Here is a 14,505-nt window from a genome sequence, read left to right on the forward strand (position 1 = left end):
CGGAGGCGAAAACGATGGACGTCCTGAACGAAGCGCCGCCCGCCGGCACGGGTCTCGCGTTGCCGGCCAGGCGTCGGCAGCAGCGCGGGGGAGTCGGTCGGCGCCGCGCAGGGTACTGGTTCGTGCTGCCATGCTTTGCATTCACGGTGGTGTTTTTCCTCCTGCCGTTGGCGATGACGATCGGCATGTCGTTTTACCACTGGCCGCTGATGGGCGTCCCCTCGTTTGCGGGCTTGCGCAACTATCTGGAACTGCTGCACGACGCGTCGTTCTGGGGCGCGCTGTGGTTCACGACCGAGTACACGCTGCTCGTGACGCCCGCCATCTTCGTGGTGGCGTTCCTGCTGGCGTTGCTCGTGAATCAGGCGAGCCGCTTCGTCGGTATCTTCCGGACGGCGTTTTTTCTGCCCGTCGTCATCGGCATGACGACGGCGAGCCTGCTGTGGGTCTGGCTGTTCAACGACCAGGTCGGCATCTTCAGTGCGATCCTCATGCAACTGGGCATCGTCAGCGAACCGGTTCAATGGCTCGGCGACACGAATTCCGCGCTCGCCTCGCTGATCGTCATGGTGGTGTGGAAAGCCTGCGGCTTCACGATGGTGATCCTGCTGGTCGGCATGCAGGCCATCCCGCGGGATCTCTACGAGGCGGCGCGCATCGACGGCGCGCGGTGGTGGGCGCAACAGCGCTACATCACGCTGCCGATGATGCGGCGCACCTTCGCGCTCGCGCTGATCATGGCGGTGATCGGCTCCTATCTCGCGTTCGAGCAGTTCTACGTCATGACGCGAGGCGGGCCGATGAACAGCACGATCACGGTGGTCCACTGGATCTATCGCGCGTCGTTCACGTATTTCAAGCTCGGCTACGGCGCCGCGATGTCGGTGGTGCTGCTGATCGTGTTGCTCGCGCTGAGCGTGATCCAGATGGTTCTTCTGCGAGACGACGATGAGTAACAAGCTGCGCTCCGCCGAGACCGGCTTCGTGTCGATGCCGCCGGCCGCGCTGAAGGCCCGCGTGCCCGCCGTGAACTATGCCGCCCATGCAAGCCGGCTGAAGAAACGGCTTTCGGTGGCGCTTTACTATCTGATCTGCGGGGTATTGACGCTGCTCTTTCTGTTCCCGATCGCCTGGTCCGCGCTGACCTCGTTCTATTCGGCAGCCGATGCGAGCGCGTCGCCGCCTCGCTGGATCCCGTCGCGTCTGTCGCTCGAGAATTACCAGAACCTCGCGGCCTACGGTGAAGGGATCTGGCGGTATCTCGGCAACAGTGCGTCCGTGTCGCTGATGACGGTTGCGATGACGCTCGTGCTCTCGACGCTCGGCGGTTATGGGTTCTCGCGATTCCGCTTCCGGGGGCGCAATCTGATCTTCGTCGTCATCCTCGCGACGCTGATGATTCCGTTCCAGTCGATCCTCAACCCGCTCTTCGTGTTGCTGCGCTGGATGCATCTGCAAGGCACGCTGTTCGGGCTCGCGCTCGTCTACACGACGTTCCAGTTGCCGTTCGCCGTGTTCATGATGCGCAACTCGTTCGACTCGGTGCCGCTTGAAATCGAGGACGCATCGCTCATCGACGGATGCAGTTCGCTTCAGTCGCTGCGCATGATCATGTTGCCGCTCGTCATGCCGGGGCTCGTCACGGCTGGGCTGTTCGCGTTCTTCGGTTCCTGGAACGAATTGCTGGCCGCGCTGATCCTGCTTGGCGACGCCAGGCACTATACGCTCCCGGTCATGCTCCTGAACGCGCAAAGCGGACAGCTCGGCGCGATCGACTGGGGGTTGATGCAGGCAGGCATCACGATTTCGATCCTGCCGTGCGCGCTCCTCTTCCTGCTGCTGCAGCGCTTTTATATCAACGGTCTGATTGCTGGCGCGGTCAAGGCATAACCTTTCCCATACATCATGAACGACACAAGAACCTTGCGACAGCCCGTAGTCGTCGATTCCGCCTCCACGCGCTACGCGCGCATCAAACCCGTTGCCGTGACCGCGGTCGAACTGCGCGGCGACTTCTGGGCGCCCCGGTTTGCGACGAACATCGACAAGACCTTGCCGAGCCAGTGGGACCTGCTTGAAAGCACCGGGCGGCTCAACAATTTTCGCCGCGTGTCCGGCGACTACGATGGTCCCTTCGAAGGCCTCTTCTTCAACGACTCCGATCTGTACAAGTGGCTCGAAGCCGCGTCGTGGGTGGTGGCGCGCGGGCCTCACGCGCTGCTGGAGGCGCGCATCGACGAAGGCATCGCCCTGATCGAACGTGCGCAGGACGAAGACGGCTATATCGACAGCTATTTCAGCGTGGAGCGCAAGGCGGAACGCTGGAGCAACCTGCGCGACCTGCACGAGATGTATTGCGCGGGCCATCTGATCCAGGCGGCGGTGGCGCACCACCGCGCCACCGGAAAGCGCCGCCTGCTGAACGTGGCGATCCGTTTCGCCAACCTGTTGTGCGATCGCTTCGGGCCCGAGGCGGAAGGGAAGGTCGAGGCCATCGACGGGCACGAGGAAATCGAAATGGCGCTCGTCGAACTCGCGCGCGAAACCGGCAATGACCAGTATCTCGCGCTCGCGCGCTTTTTCATCAAGGCGCGCGGTCACGGCCTGCTCGCGGGCGGCCGGTTCGGCGACGCGTATTTCCAGGACGACGTGCCGTTCGAGCAGATGGAAACACTGGCCGGGCATGCGGTGCGCGCCTTGTACATGTCGTGCGGTGTCACCGATCTCTACCTGGAGACCGGCGAAGCCGGCCTGCTGCCGCGTCTGGAAACGCTGTGGGACCGGCTGGTCGCGCATCGCATGTATATCACCGGCGGCGTGGGCGCGCGGCATGACGGCGAGTCGATCGGCGCGGACTTCGAGTTGCCGAACGGCCAGGCCTATACCGAAACGTGCGCCGCGATCGGCAGCATGATGTGGTGCCACCGGATGCTTGCCGCGACCGGCGACGCACGCTATGCCGACCTGTTCGAGTGGACGCTGTACAACGGCATGCTGCCGGGCTGGTCGCTCGGTGGCGATGCGTACTACTACGTGAATCCGCTCGAGGACGACGGCGGGCATCGCCGGCAACCCTGGTACTACTGTGCCTGCTGTCCGCCGAACGTCGCGCGCACGATTGCGTCGCTGCCCGGCTACGTCTATGGGACCGACGCCGACTCGATTTACGTGCAGCTGTATATGGAGAGCGACGCGCGTATCGACTTCAACGGGCGCACGGTGGCGCTGCGCCAGCGCACGCGGTATCCGTGGGATGGCGCCATCGAAATCGCCGTCGATGCGCAAGGCGAGTTCGCGCTGAAGTTGCGCGTTCCGGGATGGGTCGACGGCACGGCCGGTTTCGTGACGGCTCGCGACGGCGCATCAGCCGCCACGCGGGCGAATGCGTCGATCGGGCTGAGCGTCAACGGCCAGGCGATCGACACCACCGCGGACGCGCACGGCTACATCGTGGTCAAGCGCCTGTGGCAACCCGGCGATGTGATCCGCATGACGCTGCCCATGGCCTTGCGCGCCTGGCAAAGCCACCCGAAGGTGCCCGACAATCGTGGCCGGATTGCGTTGAGTCGCGGACCGCTGCTGTACTGCGTCGAACGCGCCGACATGCCGGGAGTCGATCTCGACGAGCTGTATATCGACCCGCAATGGCTCGAAGCGGAGTGGCGGGAAGAACAACTCGGGGGCGTGGTGGTGCTGAAGGGCGCTGCGCACAAACGCGAAATCGATCCGGACTGGACGGCGGCGCTTTACCGGCCCCTGGCTGAAGCCGCCGATGCAACGCCGCGCAACGATGCCACCCTGATCGCTATTCCTTACTTCGCCTGGCATAACCGCGAAAGCGGACCGATGAAGGTCTGGCTGAACTACCGAGGGGAGTGAAGCTGGCGAAGCGTCCAGCCGTGGCGGCCGGTTGCGCGTTGGCACCCGGCATCGCGAGCGCTTGCCTCCTGTCGCGTCAGGACCATGCTAACGATTACATAGACTACATGGCGATGGCGGGATGGGAAGGGCCTCAGAACCTCAATGTCTATGTGCGGCGGCGCATGCCGCATTGCCTCCCGTGTCCCGTCACCGCGCAAGCGGGATGACGCGGATGGCGCTTGCCGTCGTGCTCGTGGACTTCGCGCGATCGACGACGTACAGCGTGTGTCGGGCGTCGTCGACGGCGACACCGCGCGCGTCCTGGAAGTCATCGGCGAGGCTTGTGACGGCACCATCCGGTGCGACGCGACACACTGCGTGCGCATGGCATTTCGTATAGAGCGTGCCGGCGCTGTCGATCGCGAGCAGGTCAGGACTCTCGACCTGCGCGACCATCGTGCCGCTTTGCGCAGGAACGGGCGCCTGCGCAGCGAGTAGCGCACGCAGGTCGTATCGCAGAATCGCATTCCTGTTCTGGTCCGAGACCAGCAACGCATCCCCGAGCACAGCGAGGCCAACCGGCTTTGTGAGACCCGCAATCAGATCACGCTCGGTGGCGGCGTGCGTCGCCGCGTCGTAGCTCACGAGGCTCACGCCGCCCGTGATGGGCTGGCCGTCGTGCTTGATGAACCAGCTCGACAGCACGCGGCCCGGCCCGATCGGCGCGAGGCCCAACCTGCGCCGGTCGGTTGCGAGCCCGGTGAGCGATTGCGCGTCGCCGCGCGAAGAAACGACGAACAATGCGCCGGTTTCACCGAAGCCAAAGCGCGCGACAAGCAGGGTGTCGGGCTGCGCGAACACAAGCTGGCTGAGGCCGTTGGGCTGCCCTGTGACGACCGGCACGTGCGCATAGGGTGCGTAGGTGGTGCGGTCCTGCGACCACAGGATGGCGTTGCTGCGATCGTCGGTAATGAACAGGCCGCCGTCGCCCGGACGAACAGCGATGCCGTTTGGCTGGGCGCTGAGCTCGATCCGTGCGGGCGGGACCCCCGGTGCAACATGGCAGCCAGCTACACATGCCACCAGCGTGGACGCAACGAGCCAGCGCAGGACGCGACCTGCCAGTGGGACTTCAGGCACTACGGGCAGCGGCATGGAGACTCCTGGCGGCGAGGCGCACACGCGGCCGCGTCGTGTTGTGAATGGGAACTCAATGAAGGTACCGGCGGATTTTACTTCGCCGCGCGTGACGTGACGTCGGCCGCCCGTGCCTGTGGCCGGGCGCCACGGTCACAGGCACTCCGTTGTATCCGTTGTAATATCTCGGACGGACGTATTACATTTCTTTCGAAAAGGAAAATCTGACCATGCGCAATTCCCGTCGTCCCCTGAAACGCGCGTTGCTGGTAGTCGGCGCCGCCATGCTTGCCGTCTGTTCGAACGCACGCGCCGACGAACTGATCGTGTCGGCCGCAGCGAGCCTCACGAACGCGTTCAAGGCCATCAGCGAAGCGTACGAACAGCAGCATCCGGGCACGAAGGTGCTGCTGAATTTCGGTGCCTCCGACGTGCTGATGCGGCAGATCGCGAAGGGCGCGCCCGCGGATGTATTCGCGTCAGCGGACCAGAAGGCCATGGACAAGGCCGTCGAGGAGAAGGTGGTCGACCCCGGCACTCGCCGGGATTTTGCCGCCAACGCGCTCGTGCTGATCGTGCCAGCCGACAGCCGCTTTACGCCCGCCACGCTGAAGGACCTGACCTCGGCGGACATCAGGCGCGTGGCCTATGGCGATCCGGCCTCCGTGCCGATCGGTCGCTACGCGCAGGGCGCGCTACAGGCGGCGGGCGTCTGGGACGCGGTGAGCGCGAAGAGCGTGCTTGCCTCCAACGTGAGGCAGAGCCTCGATTACGTGTCGCGCGGCGAGGTCGACGCGGGCTTCGTGTTCGCAACCGACGCCGCCATCATGCCCGAGCGCGTGAAGGTCGCGCTGACGGTTCCGACCCAAACGCCGGTGACCTATCCCATTGCGCTCGTTGAGGGCAGCCGGCACGCCAGCGATGCCAAAGCCTTCATTGCGTACGTGCTCTCGGCCGACGGCCAGGCCGTGCTCGCGAAATACGGCTTCAAACCCGCCGGCGCGGCGCACTGAGCCGTACTCACGACAAGGAGCACCCCGTCATGGAACAGGCCTGGATTCCGTTGTGGCTCTCGCTGAAAGTGGCCGGCTGGGCGACAGCGCTGAACGTCGTCTTTGGCGTGGCGGCAGGCTACGGCCTGGCGCGCTGGCGTTCCGGCGCGCGCGACGTGATCGATTCGCTGCTGACCTTGCCGCTCGTGATGCCCCCCACGGTGCTCGGCTACTACCTGCTCGTGCTGCTCGGGCGGCGCGGCGTGATCGGCCGCTGGCTGGACAGCATCGGCATCCAGCTCGTGTTCACGTGGCAGGGCGCCGTCGTGGCGTCGATGCTGGTGGCCTTTCCGCTCGTGCTGAAATCGGCGCGCGCCGCGTTCGAATCAGTCGATCCGCAACTCGAGCGCGCGGCGCGCACGCTCGGCATCAGCGAGACCGCCATCTTTTTTCGCGTGACGCTGCCGCTCGCCACGCGCGGCCTGCTCGCCGGCGCGCTGCTTGCTTTCGCACGCGCACTCGGCGAATTCGGCGCGACGCTGATGGTCGCCGGCAATCTGCCCGGCCGCACGCAGACGCTTTCTGTCGCGATCTACGCTGCCGTGCAGGCCGGCGACGACAGCACGGCGAACTTCCTCGTGCTCGTCACCTCGGTCACGTGCGTCGTGATTCTCGTGCTCGCCGGGCGGCTCGTGCCGCAGCATACGCTGCTGACTTCGCGCTGATCGGCATGTCGCTGACCGTCGCCATCCGCAAGACGCTTGAAACGGCCGGGCGCCGTTTCGCGCTCGACGTCGCCTTCGAGACGCACGCGCAGCGTGTTGTGCTGTTCGGCCCGTCCGGGTCTGGCAAGACGCTGACCTTGCAAGCCGTCGCGGGTCTCCTGCGCCCCGACCAGGGCGTGATCCGGCTCGATGAGCAAACATTGTTCGACAGCGCGGGCGGCATCGATCTCAAGCCGCGGTTGCGCCGGATCGCGTATCTGTTCCAGGACTATGCGCTGTTTCCGCATCTGAACGTGCGGCAGAACATCGGCTTCGGGCTGCATAGGGGCTGGTTCAATCCGACGCGGCGCGACGCGCATCCCGACGTCGAATACTGGCTCGACGCACTCGAGTTGCGCCACGTGGCGGGCAGTCATCCTGTGCACCTGTCCGGCGGCCAGAAACAGCGCGTCGCGCTTGCTCGCGCGCTCGTTTCGAAGCCGCAACTACTGCTGCTCGACGAGCCGTTCTCGGCGCTCGATCACGCGCTGCGCGAACGCATGCGCAGCGAGCTGGCGGCCATGCTGACGCGTCTCGACATGCCCATGCTGCTCATTACGCACGATCCCGAAGATGTCGCCGCGTTCGGCGACGAGGTGGTGCGGTTCGTCGACGGCCATGTTGATCCGGAGGCCAGTGCGATCGTTTTCAGGCACGGCGTGCGCGCTACGCCCTAGCTCTGCACGCGCTCCACAGGATGCTGCTCCAGCCACGCGGATTCGCTGTCGTCGAAGAGGCGGGAGCGGGTGAGAAAGCGCAGGCCGGTCGGACGTTCGAGCGAGAACATGCCGCCGTTGCCGGGCACGCAGTCGATGATGAGCTGCGTATGCTGCCAGTATTCGAATTGCGATTCGCTCATGTAAAACGGTGCGCCCGCAATATCGCCGAGCTTCACGTCCGAGCCGCCGACCATGAACTCGCCGATGGGAAAGCACATCGGTGCGCTGCCGTCGCAGCAGCCACCGGACTGATGAAAAAGCACCGGGCCATGCTCAGCCGCGAGTTTTTCGATCAGCGTGATCGCAGCGGGCGTTGCGACGACGCGTTGCACTTCATCGGTCATGGCATGTCCTCACGGGCATTGCGCCCCGCCCGCCCGGGCGAGGCGCCCGCACTACGTTAGAAGAAACCGAGCGGCTTGTCGCTGTAGCTCACCAGCAGGTTTTTCGTCTGCTGATAATGGTCGAGCATCATCTTGTGATTCTCACGCCCGACGCCCGACTGCTTGTAGCCGCCGAACGCGGCGTGCGCGGGGTAGGCGTGATAGCAGTTGGTCCACACACGGCCTGCCTGAATCGCGCGACCGAAGCGATAGGCGCGCGTGCCGTCGCGAGTCCAGATGCCGGCGCCGAGGCCGTACAGGGTGTCGTTGGCGATCTGCAGCGCCTCTTCTTCCGTCTTGAACGTCGTGACCGAAACGACAGGTCCGAAGATCTCTTCCTGGAAGATCCGCATCCGGTTGTTGCCGCGGAAGACGGTCGGCTTCACGTAGTAGCCGTTCTTCAGCTCGCCTTCGAGTGCGTTGCGCGCGCCACCCGTCAGGCACTCGGCACCTTCCTGCTTGCCGAGATCGAGGTAGGAGAGAATCTTCTCCATTTGCTCCTGCGAAGCCTGCGCGCCGATCATCGTCTTCGGGTCGAGCGGATGCCCCTGCGCGATCGCGGCAACGCGCTTGAGCGCACGTTCCATGAAGCGGTCGTAGATTTTCTCGTCGATGAGCGCGCGCGACGGACACGTGCAGACTTCGCCCTGATTGAGCGCGAACATCGTGAATCCTTCCAGCGCCTTGTCGAAGAAGCTGTCGTCGTGCTCCATCACGTCGGCGAAGAAGATGTTCGGGCTCTTGCCGCCGAGTTCCAGCGTCACGGGTATGAGGTTCTGGCTCGCATACTGCATGATGAGCCGGCCTGTGGTGGTCTCGCCCGTGAAGGCCACCTTCGCGACGCGTTTGTTCGAGGCAAGCGGCTTGCCCGCTTCCAGACCAAAGCCGTTCACCACATTCACGACGCCAGGCGGCAGCAGATCTTCAATCAGTTCGATCAGCACGAGGATCGAGGCAGGCGTCTGCTCGGCGGGCTTGAGCACGACGCAGTTGCCGGCGGCGAGCGCAGGCGCGAGCTTCCACGTTGCCATCAGGATCGGGAAATTCCACGGAATGATCTGGCCCACCACGCCGAGCGGCTCGTGGAAGTGGTACGCGACCGTGTCGTCGTCGATCTGCGAGATGGCGCCTTCCTGGGCGCGGATCGCGCTGGCGAAGTAGCGGAAGTGATCAATCGCGAGTGGAAGGTCGGCTGCCATGCTCTCGCGCAGCGGCTTGCCGTTGTCGATGGTCTCCGCCACGGCGAGCCGCGTGAGATTGGCCTCGATGCGCTCGGCAATCTTGTTCAGCAGATTCGCACGGTCGGTAGGCGACGTGCGGCCCCATGCGCCTTTCGCCTTGTGCGCGGCGTCGAGCGCGAGTTCGATGTCGGCTTCGCGCGAACGGGGAATGGAGGTGAACGCCTCGCCCGTGATCGGCGAGATGTTGTCGAAGTACTCGTTGCCGGCGGGCTTGACCCACTGGCCGCCGATAAAGTTCTCGTACTGTCTGCGGAAGGGATATTCGGTGGTGAGGTACTGCAGTTCTGCGTGGTTCATGGGCGTGCTCCTCGCATGTCGACGGGACAGGTGTACCGCTTTCCGTTATATCGCAAGGAATACTACGCCCCTCTACGGCGATTTTTCGAAGTTTCGATTTTGCGCTGCACAAGCCGGCATCGGGCCGGTGCGGGGGCAGCGGCGAGTACACGGGAGCCTGGCCGCGCGCTCGCCTGCGCGACGCGCGGCCTCGGGGACTAGGCGGGTTGATAGCGGCTTGCTTCCTCGGAGCCTGCCGTCGCGTTACCGGCGCTATACGAATGCGCGCCGACACCCGCGAGACGGCCGCCATCGACGATCAGATACTCGTCGCGAATCGGCTCGCCGGCGAACCAGCATTCGAGAATCTCGCGTGTGCCTGCCGCGTAGCGCGCCTGCGCCGAGAGCGTCGTGCCGGACGTATGCGGCGTCATGCCCTGATGCGGCATGCTGCGCCACGGATGGTCGCGCGGCGCCGGTTGCGGGAACCAGACGTCGCCCGCGTAACCGGCAAGCTGGCCGCTCTCCAGTGCGCTCACGATGGCGTCGCGGTCGCAGATCTTGCCGCGCGCGGTGTTGATGATGTACGCGCCGCGCTTCATCTTCGCGATCATCTTCGCGTCGAACAGGTGTTCCGTTTCCGGATGCAGCGGGCAGTTGATCGTCACCACGTCGCACACGCTCACCATCGACTCGACGCTCGGGTGCCACGTCAGGTTCAGTTCGCGCTCGACCTGCTCGGGCAGACGATGGCGGTCGGTGTAGTGGAGCTTGACGTCGAAGGGCTTCAGCCGGCGCAGTACAGCGGTGCCGATGCGGCCCGCGGCGACGGTGCCAACGTGCATGCCCTCGAGATCGTAGGCGCGTGCAACGCAGTCGGCGATATTCCAGCCGCCTTGCTTCACCCACTCGTGCGACGGCAGATAGTTGCGCACCTGCGAGAGGATCATCATCACGACGTGTTCCGCTACGCTGATGCTGTTGCTGTACGTGACTTCAGCCACGGTGATGCCGCGTTCCACTGCGGCCTGCAGGTCCACATGATCCGAGCCGATCCCTGCCGTGAGCGCGAGCTTCAGTTTCGGCGCCTTCGCAATGCGCTCGGCCGTGAGATAGGCGGGCCAGAACGGCTGCGAGATCACGACTTCGGCGTCGGCGAGTTCTTTTTCGAAACGCGAGTCCGGGCCGTCCTTGTCCGACGTGACGACGAGCGTGTGGCCTTGCGACTCGAGGTAACGGCGCAGGCCCAGCTCGCCCGAGACGCTGCCGAGCATCTCGCCCGGCGTGAAGTCGATGGCCTTGGGCGTGGGTGCGCTCTGGCCGTCGTGATAGCGGGTGATGGCGGGGACCGTATCGCGCGCATAGCGCTTCGGCATGCCGTCTACGGGGTCGTCGTACAGGACGCACAGGACTTTGGCCATGATGTCTCACTCCATGTTTGAAGGCTGGATCGGATGGCGGCGTGGACGGCTTCGCGGCCGTTCTGCCGGTTGCTCGATCGTTCGGTTTGCGAAGGATCGATGGCCAGAGTGTTGTCGAGGCGTGGCGACGGGTCCAATTGTTTGGAAAGATGGTCTGATAACCGCCGCTTATGAAGACGGGCGAACGCGCGCGGGCAGGGCGCCGGCGCGCATCGGGCCGTGAATCAGGTGCGATCGAGCAGCGCGTCGAAGCGGCTTTGCAGATCGGTGCGTTGTGCCGCGTCCCACATGGCGGAAACGAGCGGCGGCATGACGGGCGTATTGCGCGTGATGAGGCCGATTTCACGCGTGAGTTCCGGCTTGAGCAGGGTGGCGGCGAAGAGGCCGTTGCCAGGCATGCTGCCGAGCAGGCTGTGTGGCAGGACGCTGTGCATACGCACATGCTGAACCGTAGAGGTGAGCGCAAGCAGCGAGTCGGCTTCGGCAACGACGGTGGGCTGAACGCCGGCCCGCCGGAACGCCGCGTTGATGACCTGGCGATTCTGCATCGATGCATCGAGCAGGCACAGGTCGAGGCCGCCCATCGCGTCCCAGCGGTCGAGGCCCGCGCATGCGCCTTCGCCGCAACCGGCGGGCGACATGAGGACATAGCGTTCCCGATACAGTCGCGAGACCGCGAAGCCGGCCTGCACTTCGTTGTCGAGATAGGTGAAGCCGATGTCGAGTTCGAAGTCGTCGAGCTGGCGCAGGATGGCATCCGAACTCAGCGAGCGCAGCGAGTAGCGGATGCCTGCGTGCTCCGCGCGGCAACTGGCCAGCAACAGACTGACGACGGGCAGGGTGGTGGGAATCACACCGACGCGCAAGGTTCCGCTGAGCGACACCCGTGCGGCCGACGCATCCTGGCGCATGTGCTCGAGCGTGGCGAGCGTCTGCCGTGCCCAGCCCAGCACGCGGGTTCCCTCTTCGGTGAAGCCAAGAAAACGCCGGCCGCGCCGGACGATGACGAGACCGAGTTCGTCTTCGAGGCTGCGGATCGCCGAAGACAGCGCCGGCTGGGAGACGTTGCAGGCCTCGGCGGCGCGCGCGAAATGCTGCTCGCGCGCGAGCGTGACGAGATAGTTGAGCTGGCGGATGAACATCGGTTGCCGCTCGCGTGCCCGGCGCTCGACGCGCCTACGCGAGCAGGTCCTCGTAGAATGCGCCGAACGGCCGGGTGGGGTGCGCGATCTGGATTTCGAGAATCCACAGCCCCGGCGCCGGCACCGTTTCGAACTCGCCGAGATCGCCGGCCTTGTAGATGGCGTGCGGGAAGTCGCTCACGCGGTGGCCCTTGATGTCGATGTTCAGACGCCAGCCGTAGGCTCGCGCGCGCCCGGCCGCATAGTCGTAGAGGGCAATGCCGCTGCAGCCGTTGCTCCGCCAGTGCTGGGCCACTTCTTCGTAGATCGTTTTGACGTCGCGTGCGCAGCGCTGCATGTCAGGGTCGCGGCCGGTGACAAATGTGGCGCCCGCGTCGCCCTCGTGCTGGTTCCAGACGACGCCGAGGTCGATGAAAAAGATGTCGTCCGCGCCAAGAACGGGATCGCCTTCGGAGCGCTCCTTGAAAATGCGCAGGGTGTTCTCGCCGAAGCGGATCAGCACGGGATGCCAGATGCGGTCCATGCCCAGCGCCTGCAGGATGGCCTTGCCTTGGGCGTTGGCTTCCGACTCGCGCATGCCGGGTTGAATGGCGGCCGCAATCTGCTCGACTGCTCGCCAGGTCATCACGCGTGCGTGCTCCATGCCTGCGGGCGAGAATTTTTCTCCGACCGCCTCTTTGTTGCCAGTGTTCACCTGATATCGCTCCAGTTGGCTCGCTGTCCGTCGCGCGGGGCATCCTGGCCCGTCGCGCAACGGTGCCGCGGGGACTCGGGCCGGAATCGTTATATTCTCTCGTATATTTCGGCTGGTTGACAACCGTGATCGTGGCGACCTTGCTTCGCTCGTTCGCGCAAACCGGGAGACGGCGTGTTTTCATCCGATGCATGACGATGAAGTCGAGCGTGCGCCGGTTTCATGGGCTGCTATGCTCGGTGCTTTTCGGGAGTGCGCGAGATGATCTTCGTGAATCAGCAAAGACTCTGGGATGCGCTGATGGAGACGGCGGCGATAGGCGCGACCGCGCACGGCGGCAGTTGTCGGCTTGCGCTGACCGACGAGGACGTGCAGGGCCGACGGCGCTTCATGCGCTGGTGCGAGGAAGCCGGCTGCGAGATCCGCATCGATCCGATCGGCAACGTGTTCGCGCGCCGGCCAGGCACGCAGCCCGACGCACCCGCCGTGATGTGCGGCAGTCATCTCGACACGCAACCGCTCGGTGGCCGTTTCGACGGCGTGTACGGCGTGCTCGCGGGTCTCGAGGCCATTCGCACGCTCAACGAGCTTGGCATCGCGACGCGGCATCCGATCGATGTCGTCGCATGGACCAATGAAGAGGGCTCGCGCTTCACGCCGGGCATGATGGGCTCCGCGGTTTATGCCGGCACGCTGGATCTCGATACCGCACGCGAGCGGCCCTGTATGCAGACCGGCGTACTGCTCGGCGAGGAACTCGAGCGCACTGGCTTCGCCGGTCGCTCGCGCGAGCGGCAAATGCCGAAAGCGTATTTCGAAGCCCATATCGAGCAAGGCCCGGTGCTGGAGAATGCCGGCGTGCCGATCGGCGTCGTGACCGGCGTGCAGGGCATGTACGAACTCGATGTGACGGTGACCGGCTTCGAATCGCACGCGGGTACGACGCCGATGAGCGTGCGTAAGGATGCGATGGGCGCAGCGGCCGCGATGATCGCCGCGATCATCGAGCACGGCCATGGGTTCGATGCCGATGCCCGCGTGACCGTAGGGCATGTGGCCTGCCAGCCGAATTCGCCGAGCACGATACCCGGGCTCGTCAAGTTCAGCCTCGACGTTCGCCACCCTTCGCGGCCAGCGCTGCAACGGCTCGTCGCCGACATCGAAGCGATCTGCCTTCAGCGCACCGCGCTGCGCGGCACGAGCGTGCAGGTGCAGACCGTCGCCGAGTATGAACCGGTGGTCTTCGACGCGGCGTGTGTTGCGCGCGTGCGCGAGGCGGCGACCGCCGCCGGCTATCCCTGGCTGGAGATGTGCAGCGGCGCGGGGCACGACGCGGTGAACCTCTCATACGTTGCGCCGAGTGCGATGGTGTTCGTTCCGTGCAAGGCCGGACTCAGCCACAACGAGGCGGAAGACGCCGACCCGGTTCACCTCGCGCAAGGGGCGTCGGTGCTCGCGAATCTGCTGGCAGATTGTGCACGCTAGCGGATTGAGAGTGCCGCGCACTGCTCGCGTGGCGCGCGCGAGTTGCAGGAACTCGTGTTGAAGCTTGGCGGCAAGCCGGAAAGCGGCGGCAGCGTTGCGGGCGCGTTGCATCGCGGCTGGCTCAATGTGAAATCTGCGGTTGGTACCCGCACCGACGACGCCATCCTTGCGGATTGCGAAGAGGGTGAAGATACCGCCGAGAAGCGGTTTCACAATGCGCTTGAAAGGAATCTGCCCGCCGATGTGAACGTCGTGGTGGCGCGGCTATATAGCGACGTGGCACAGGATCTCGATCGCATCCGCGAATTGCGCGTCCAGCTTACCGAGACGAAGCCCTGACCTGAGGTCGCGCGGCCATTGCATGGTGACCGTGACGCCATAGTGGCCGCA

The 14,505-nt window shown here is 64.9% G+C and carries 14 protein-coding genes; 8 read left to right on the forward strand and 6 right to left on the reverse strand.

All coding sequences use genetic code 11. The features are described 5' to 3' along the window. The first annotated feature begins 14 nt into the window (after positions 1-14). From A3CW_RS0112625 to A3CW_RS0112635, 3 genes are read left to right on the forward strand one after another with little or no spacing between them, the layout of a single operon-like run. Positions 15-956 (forward strand): carbohydrate ABC transporter permease, encoded by a 942-nt coding sequence (locus A3CW_RS0112625; protein WP_051481423.1) that lies wholly within the window; start codon positions 15-17, stop codon positions 954-956. After that, positions 949-1,890 (forward strand): carbohydrate ABC transporter permease, encoded by a 942-nt coding sequence (locus tag A3CW_RS0112630; RefSeq protein ID WP_211254058.1) that lies wholly within the window; start codon positions 949-951, stop codon positions 1,888-1,890. The genes A3CW_RS0112625 and A3CW_RS0112630 overlap by 8 nt, the downstream gene beginning before the upstream one ends. Positions 1,891-1,905: 15 nt before the next feature. Continuing rightward, positions 1,906-3,879: a glycoside hydrolase family 127 protein gene (locus A3CW_RS0112635; RefSeq protein ID WP_028203906.1), complete on the forward strand. Its 1,974-nt coding sequence runs from the start codon at positions 1,906-1,908 to the stop codon at positions 3,877-3,879. Positions 3,880-4,068: 189 nt separating this feature from the next. On the opposite strand, the gene A3CW_RS0112640 is transcribed toward A3CW_RS0112635, so the two are convergent. Next, positions 4,069-5,016, reverse strand: a complete 948-nt coding sequence (locus A3CW_RS0112640; protein ID WP_051481424.1) for an NHL repeat-containing protein — start codon at positions 5,014-5,016, stop codon at positions 4,069-4,071. Positions 5,017-5,228: 212 nt separating this feature from the next. Here A3CW_RS0112640 and modA point away from each other — a divergent pair, with 212 nt between their 5' ends. The 3 genes from modA to A3CW_RS46100 are packed head-to-tail and all read left to right on the forward strand — an operon-like array spanning position 5,229 to position 7,431. Next, positions 5,229-6,011: a molybdate ABC transporter substrate-binding protein gene (gene modA, locus A3CW_RS0112645; protein ID WP_028203908.1), complete on the forward strand. Its 783-nt coding sequence runs from the start codon at positions 5,229-5,231 to the stop codon at positions 6,009-6,011. Positions 6,012-6,040: 29 nt separating this feature from the next. Further along, a complete protein-coding gene (modB, locus tag A3CW_RS0112650; protein WP_028203909.1) occupies positions 6,041-6,715 on the forward strand; it encodes a molybdate ABC transporter permease subunit in 675 nt (224 codons plus the stop codon). Between the two features lie 5 nt (positions 6,716-6,720). Further along, a complete protein-coding gene (locus A3CW_RS46100; RefSeq protein ID WP_051481425.1) occupies positions 6,721-7,431 on the forward strand; it encodes an ATP-binding cassette domain-containing protein in 711 nt (236 codons plus the stop codon). Here the strand turns inward: A3CW_RS46100 and A3CW_RS0112660 are convergent. The 5 genes from A3CW_RS0112660 to A3CW_RS0112680 form a co-directional block, all read right to left on the reverse strand. Continuing rightward, positions 7,428-7,817 (reverse strand): DUF779 domain-containing protein, encoded by a 390-nt coding sequence (locus A3CW_RS0112660; RefSeq protein ID WP_028203910.1) that lies wholly within the window; start codon positions 7,815-7,817, stop codon positions 7,428-7,430. The genes A3CW_RS46100 and A3CW_RS0112660 overlap by 4 nt on opposite strands. A 56-nt stretch (positions 7,818-7,873) precedes the next feature. Next, positions 7,874-9,394 (reverse strand): aldehyde dehydrogenase, encoded by a 1,521-nt coding sequence (adh, locus tag A3CW_RS0112665; protein ID WP_028203911.1) that lies wholly within the window; start codon positions 9,392-9,394, stop codon positions 7,874-7,876. Positions 9,395-9,591: 197 nt separating this feature from the next. After that, positions 9,592-10,794: an NAD-dependent formate dehydrogenase gene (locus A3CW_RS0112670; protein WP_028203912.1), complete on the reverse strand. Its 1,203-nt coding sequence runs from the start codon at positions 10,792-10,794 to the stop codon at positions 9,592-9,594. Between the two features lie 224 nt (positions 10,795-11,018). Continuing rightward, positions 11,019-11,936 carry a LysR family transcriptional regulator gene (locus tag A3CW_RS0112675; RefSeq protein ID WP_028203913.1) on the reverse strand — a complete coding sequence of 306 codons (918 nt, stop codon included), beginning with the start codon at positions 11,934-11,936 and terminating at the stop codon, positions 11,019-11,021. A 34-nt stretch (positions 11,937-11,970) separates the two neighbouring features. Then, positions 11,971-12,630 (reverse strand): M24 family metallopeptidase, encoded by a 660-nt coding sequence (locus A3CW_RS0112680; RefSeq protein ID WP_028203914.1) that lies wholly within the window; start codon positions 12,628-12,630, stop codon positions 11,971-11,973. Between the two features lie 261 nt (positions 12,631-12,891). Between A3CW_RS0112680 and A3CW_RS0112685 the strand changes: the two genes are divergently transcribed. Together A3CW_RS0112685 and A3CW_RS46105 are read left to right on the forward strand one after the other, a co-directional pair. After that, positions 12,892-14,115, forward strand: a complete 1,224-nt coding sequence (locus tag A3CW_RS0112685) for a Zn-dependent hydrolase (RefSeq protein WP_028203915.1) — start codon at positions 12,892-12,894, stop codon at positions 14,113-14,115. A gap of 3 nt (positions 14,116-14,118) precedes the next feature. Further along, a complete protein-coding gene (locus A3CW_RS46105; RefSeq protein WP_081771633.1) occupies positions 14,119-14,454 on the forward strand; it encodes a PA2169 family four-helix-bundle protein in 336 nt (111 codons plus the stop codon). Positions 14,455-14,505: the final 51 nt, after the last annotated feature.

The organism is Paraburkholderia nodosa DSM 21604 (assembly GCF_000519185.1).
GTDB lineage: Bacteria > Pseudomonadota > Gammaproteobacteria > Burkholderiales > Burkholderiaceae > Paraburkholderia > Paraburkholderia nodosa.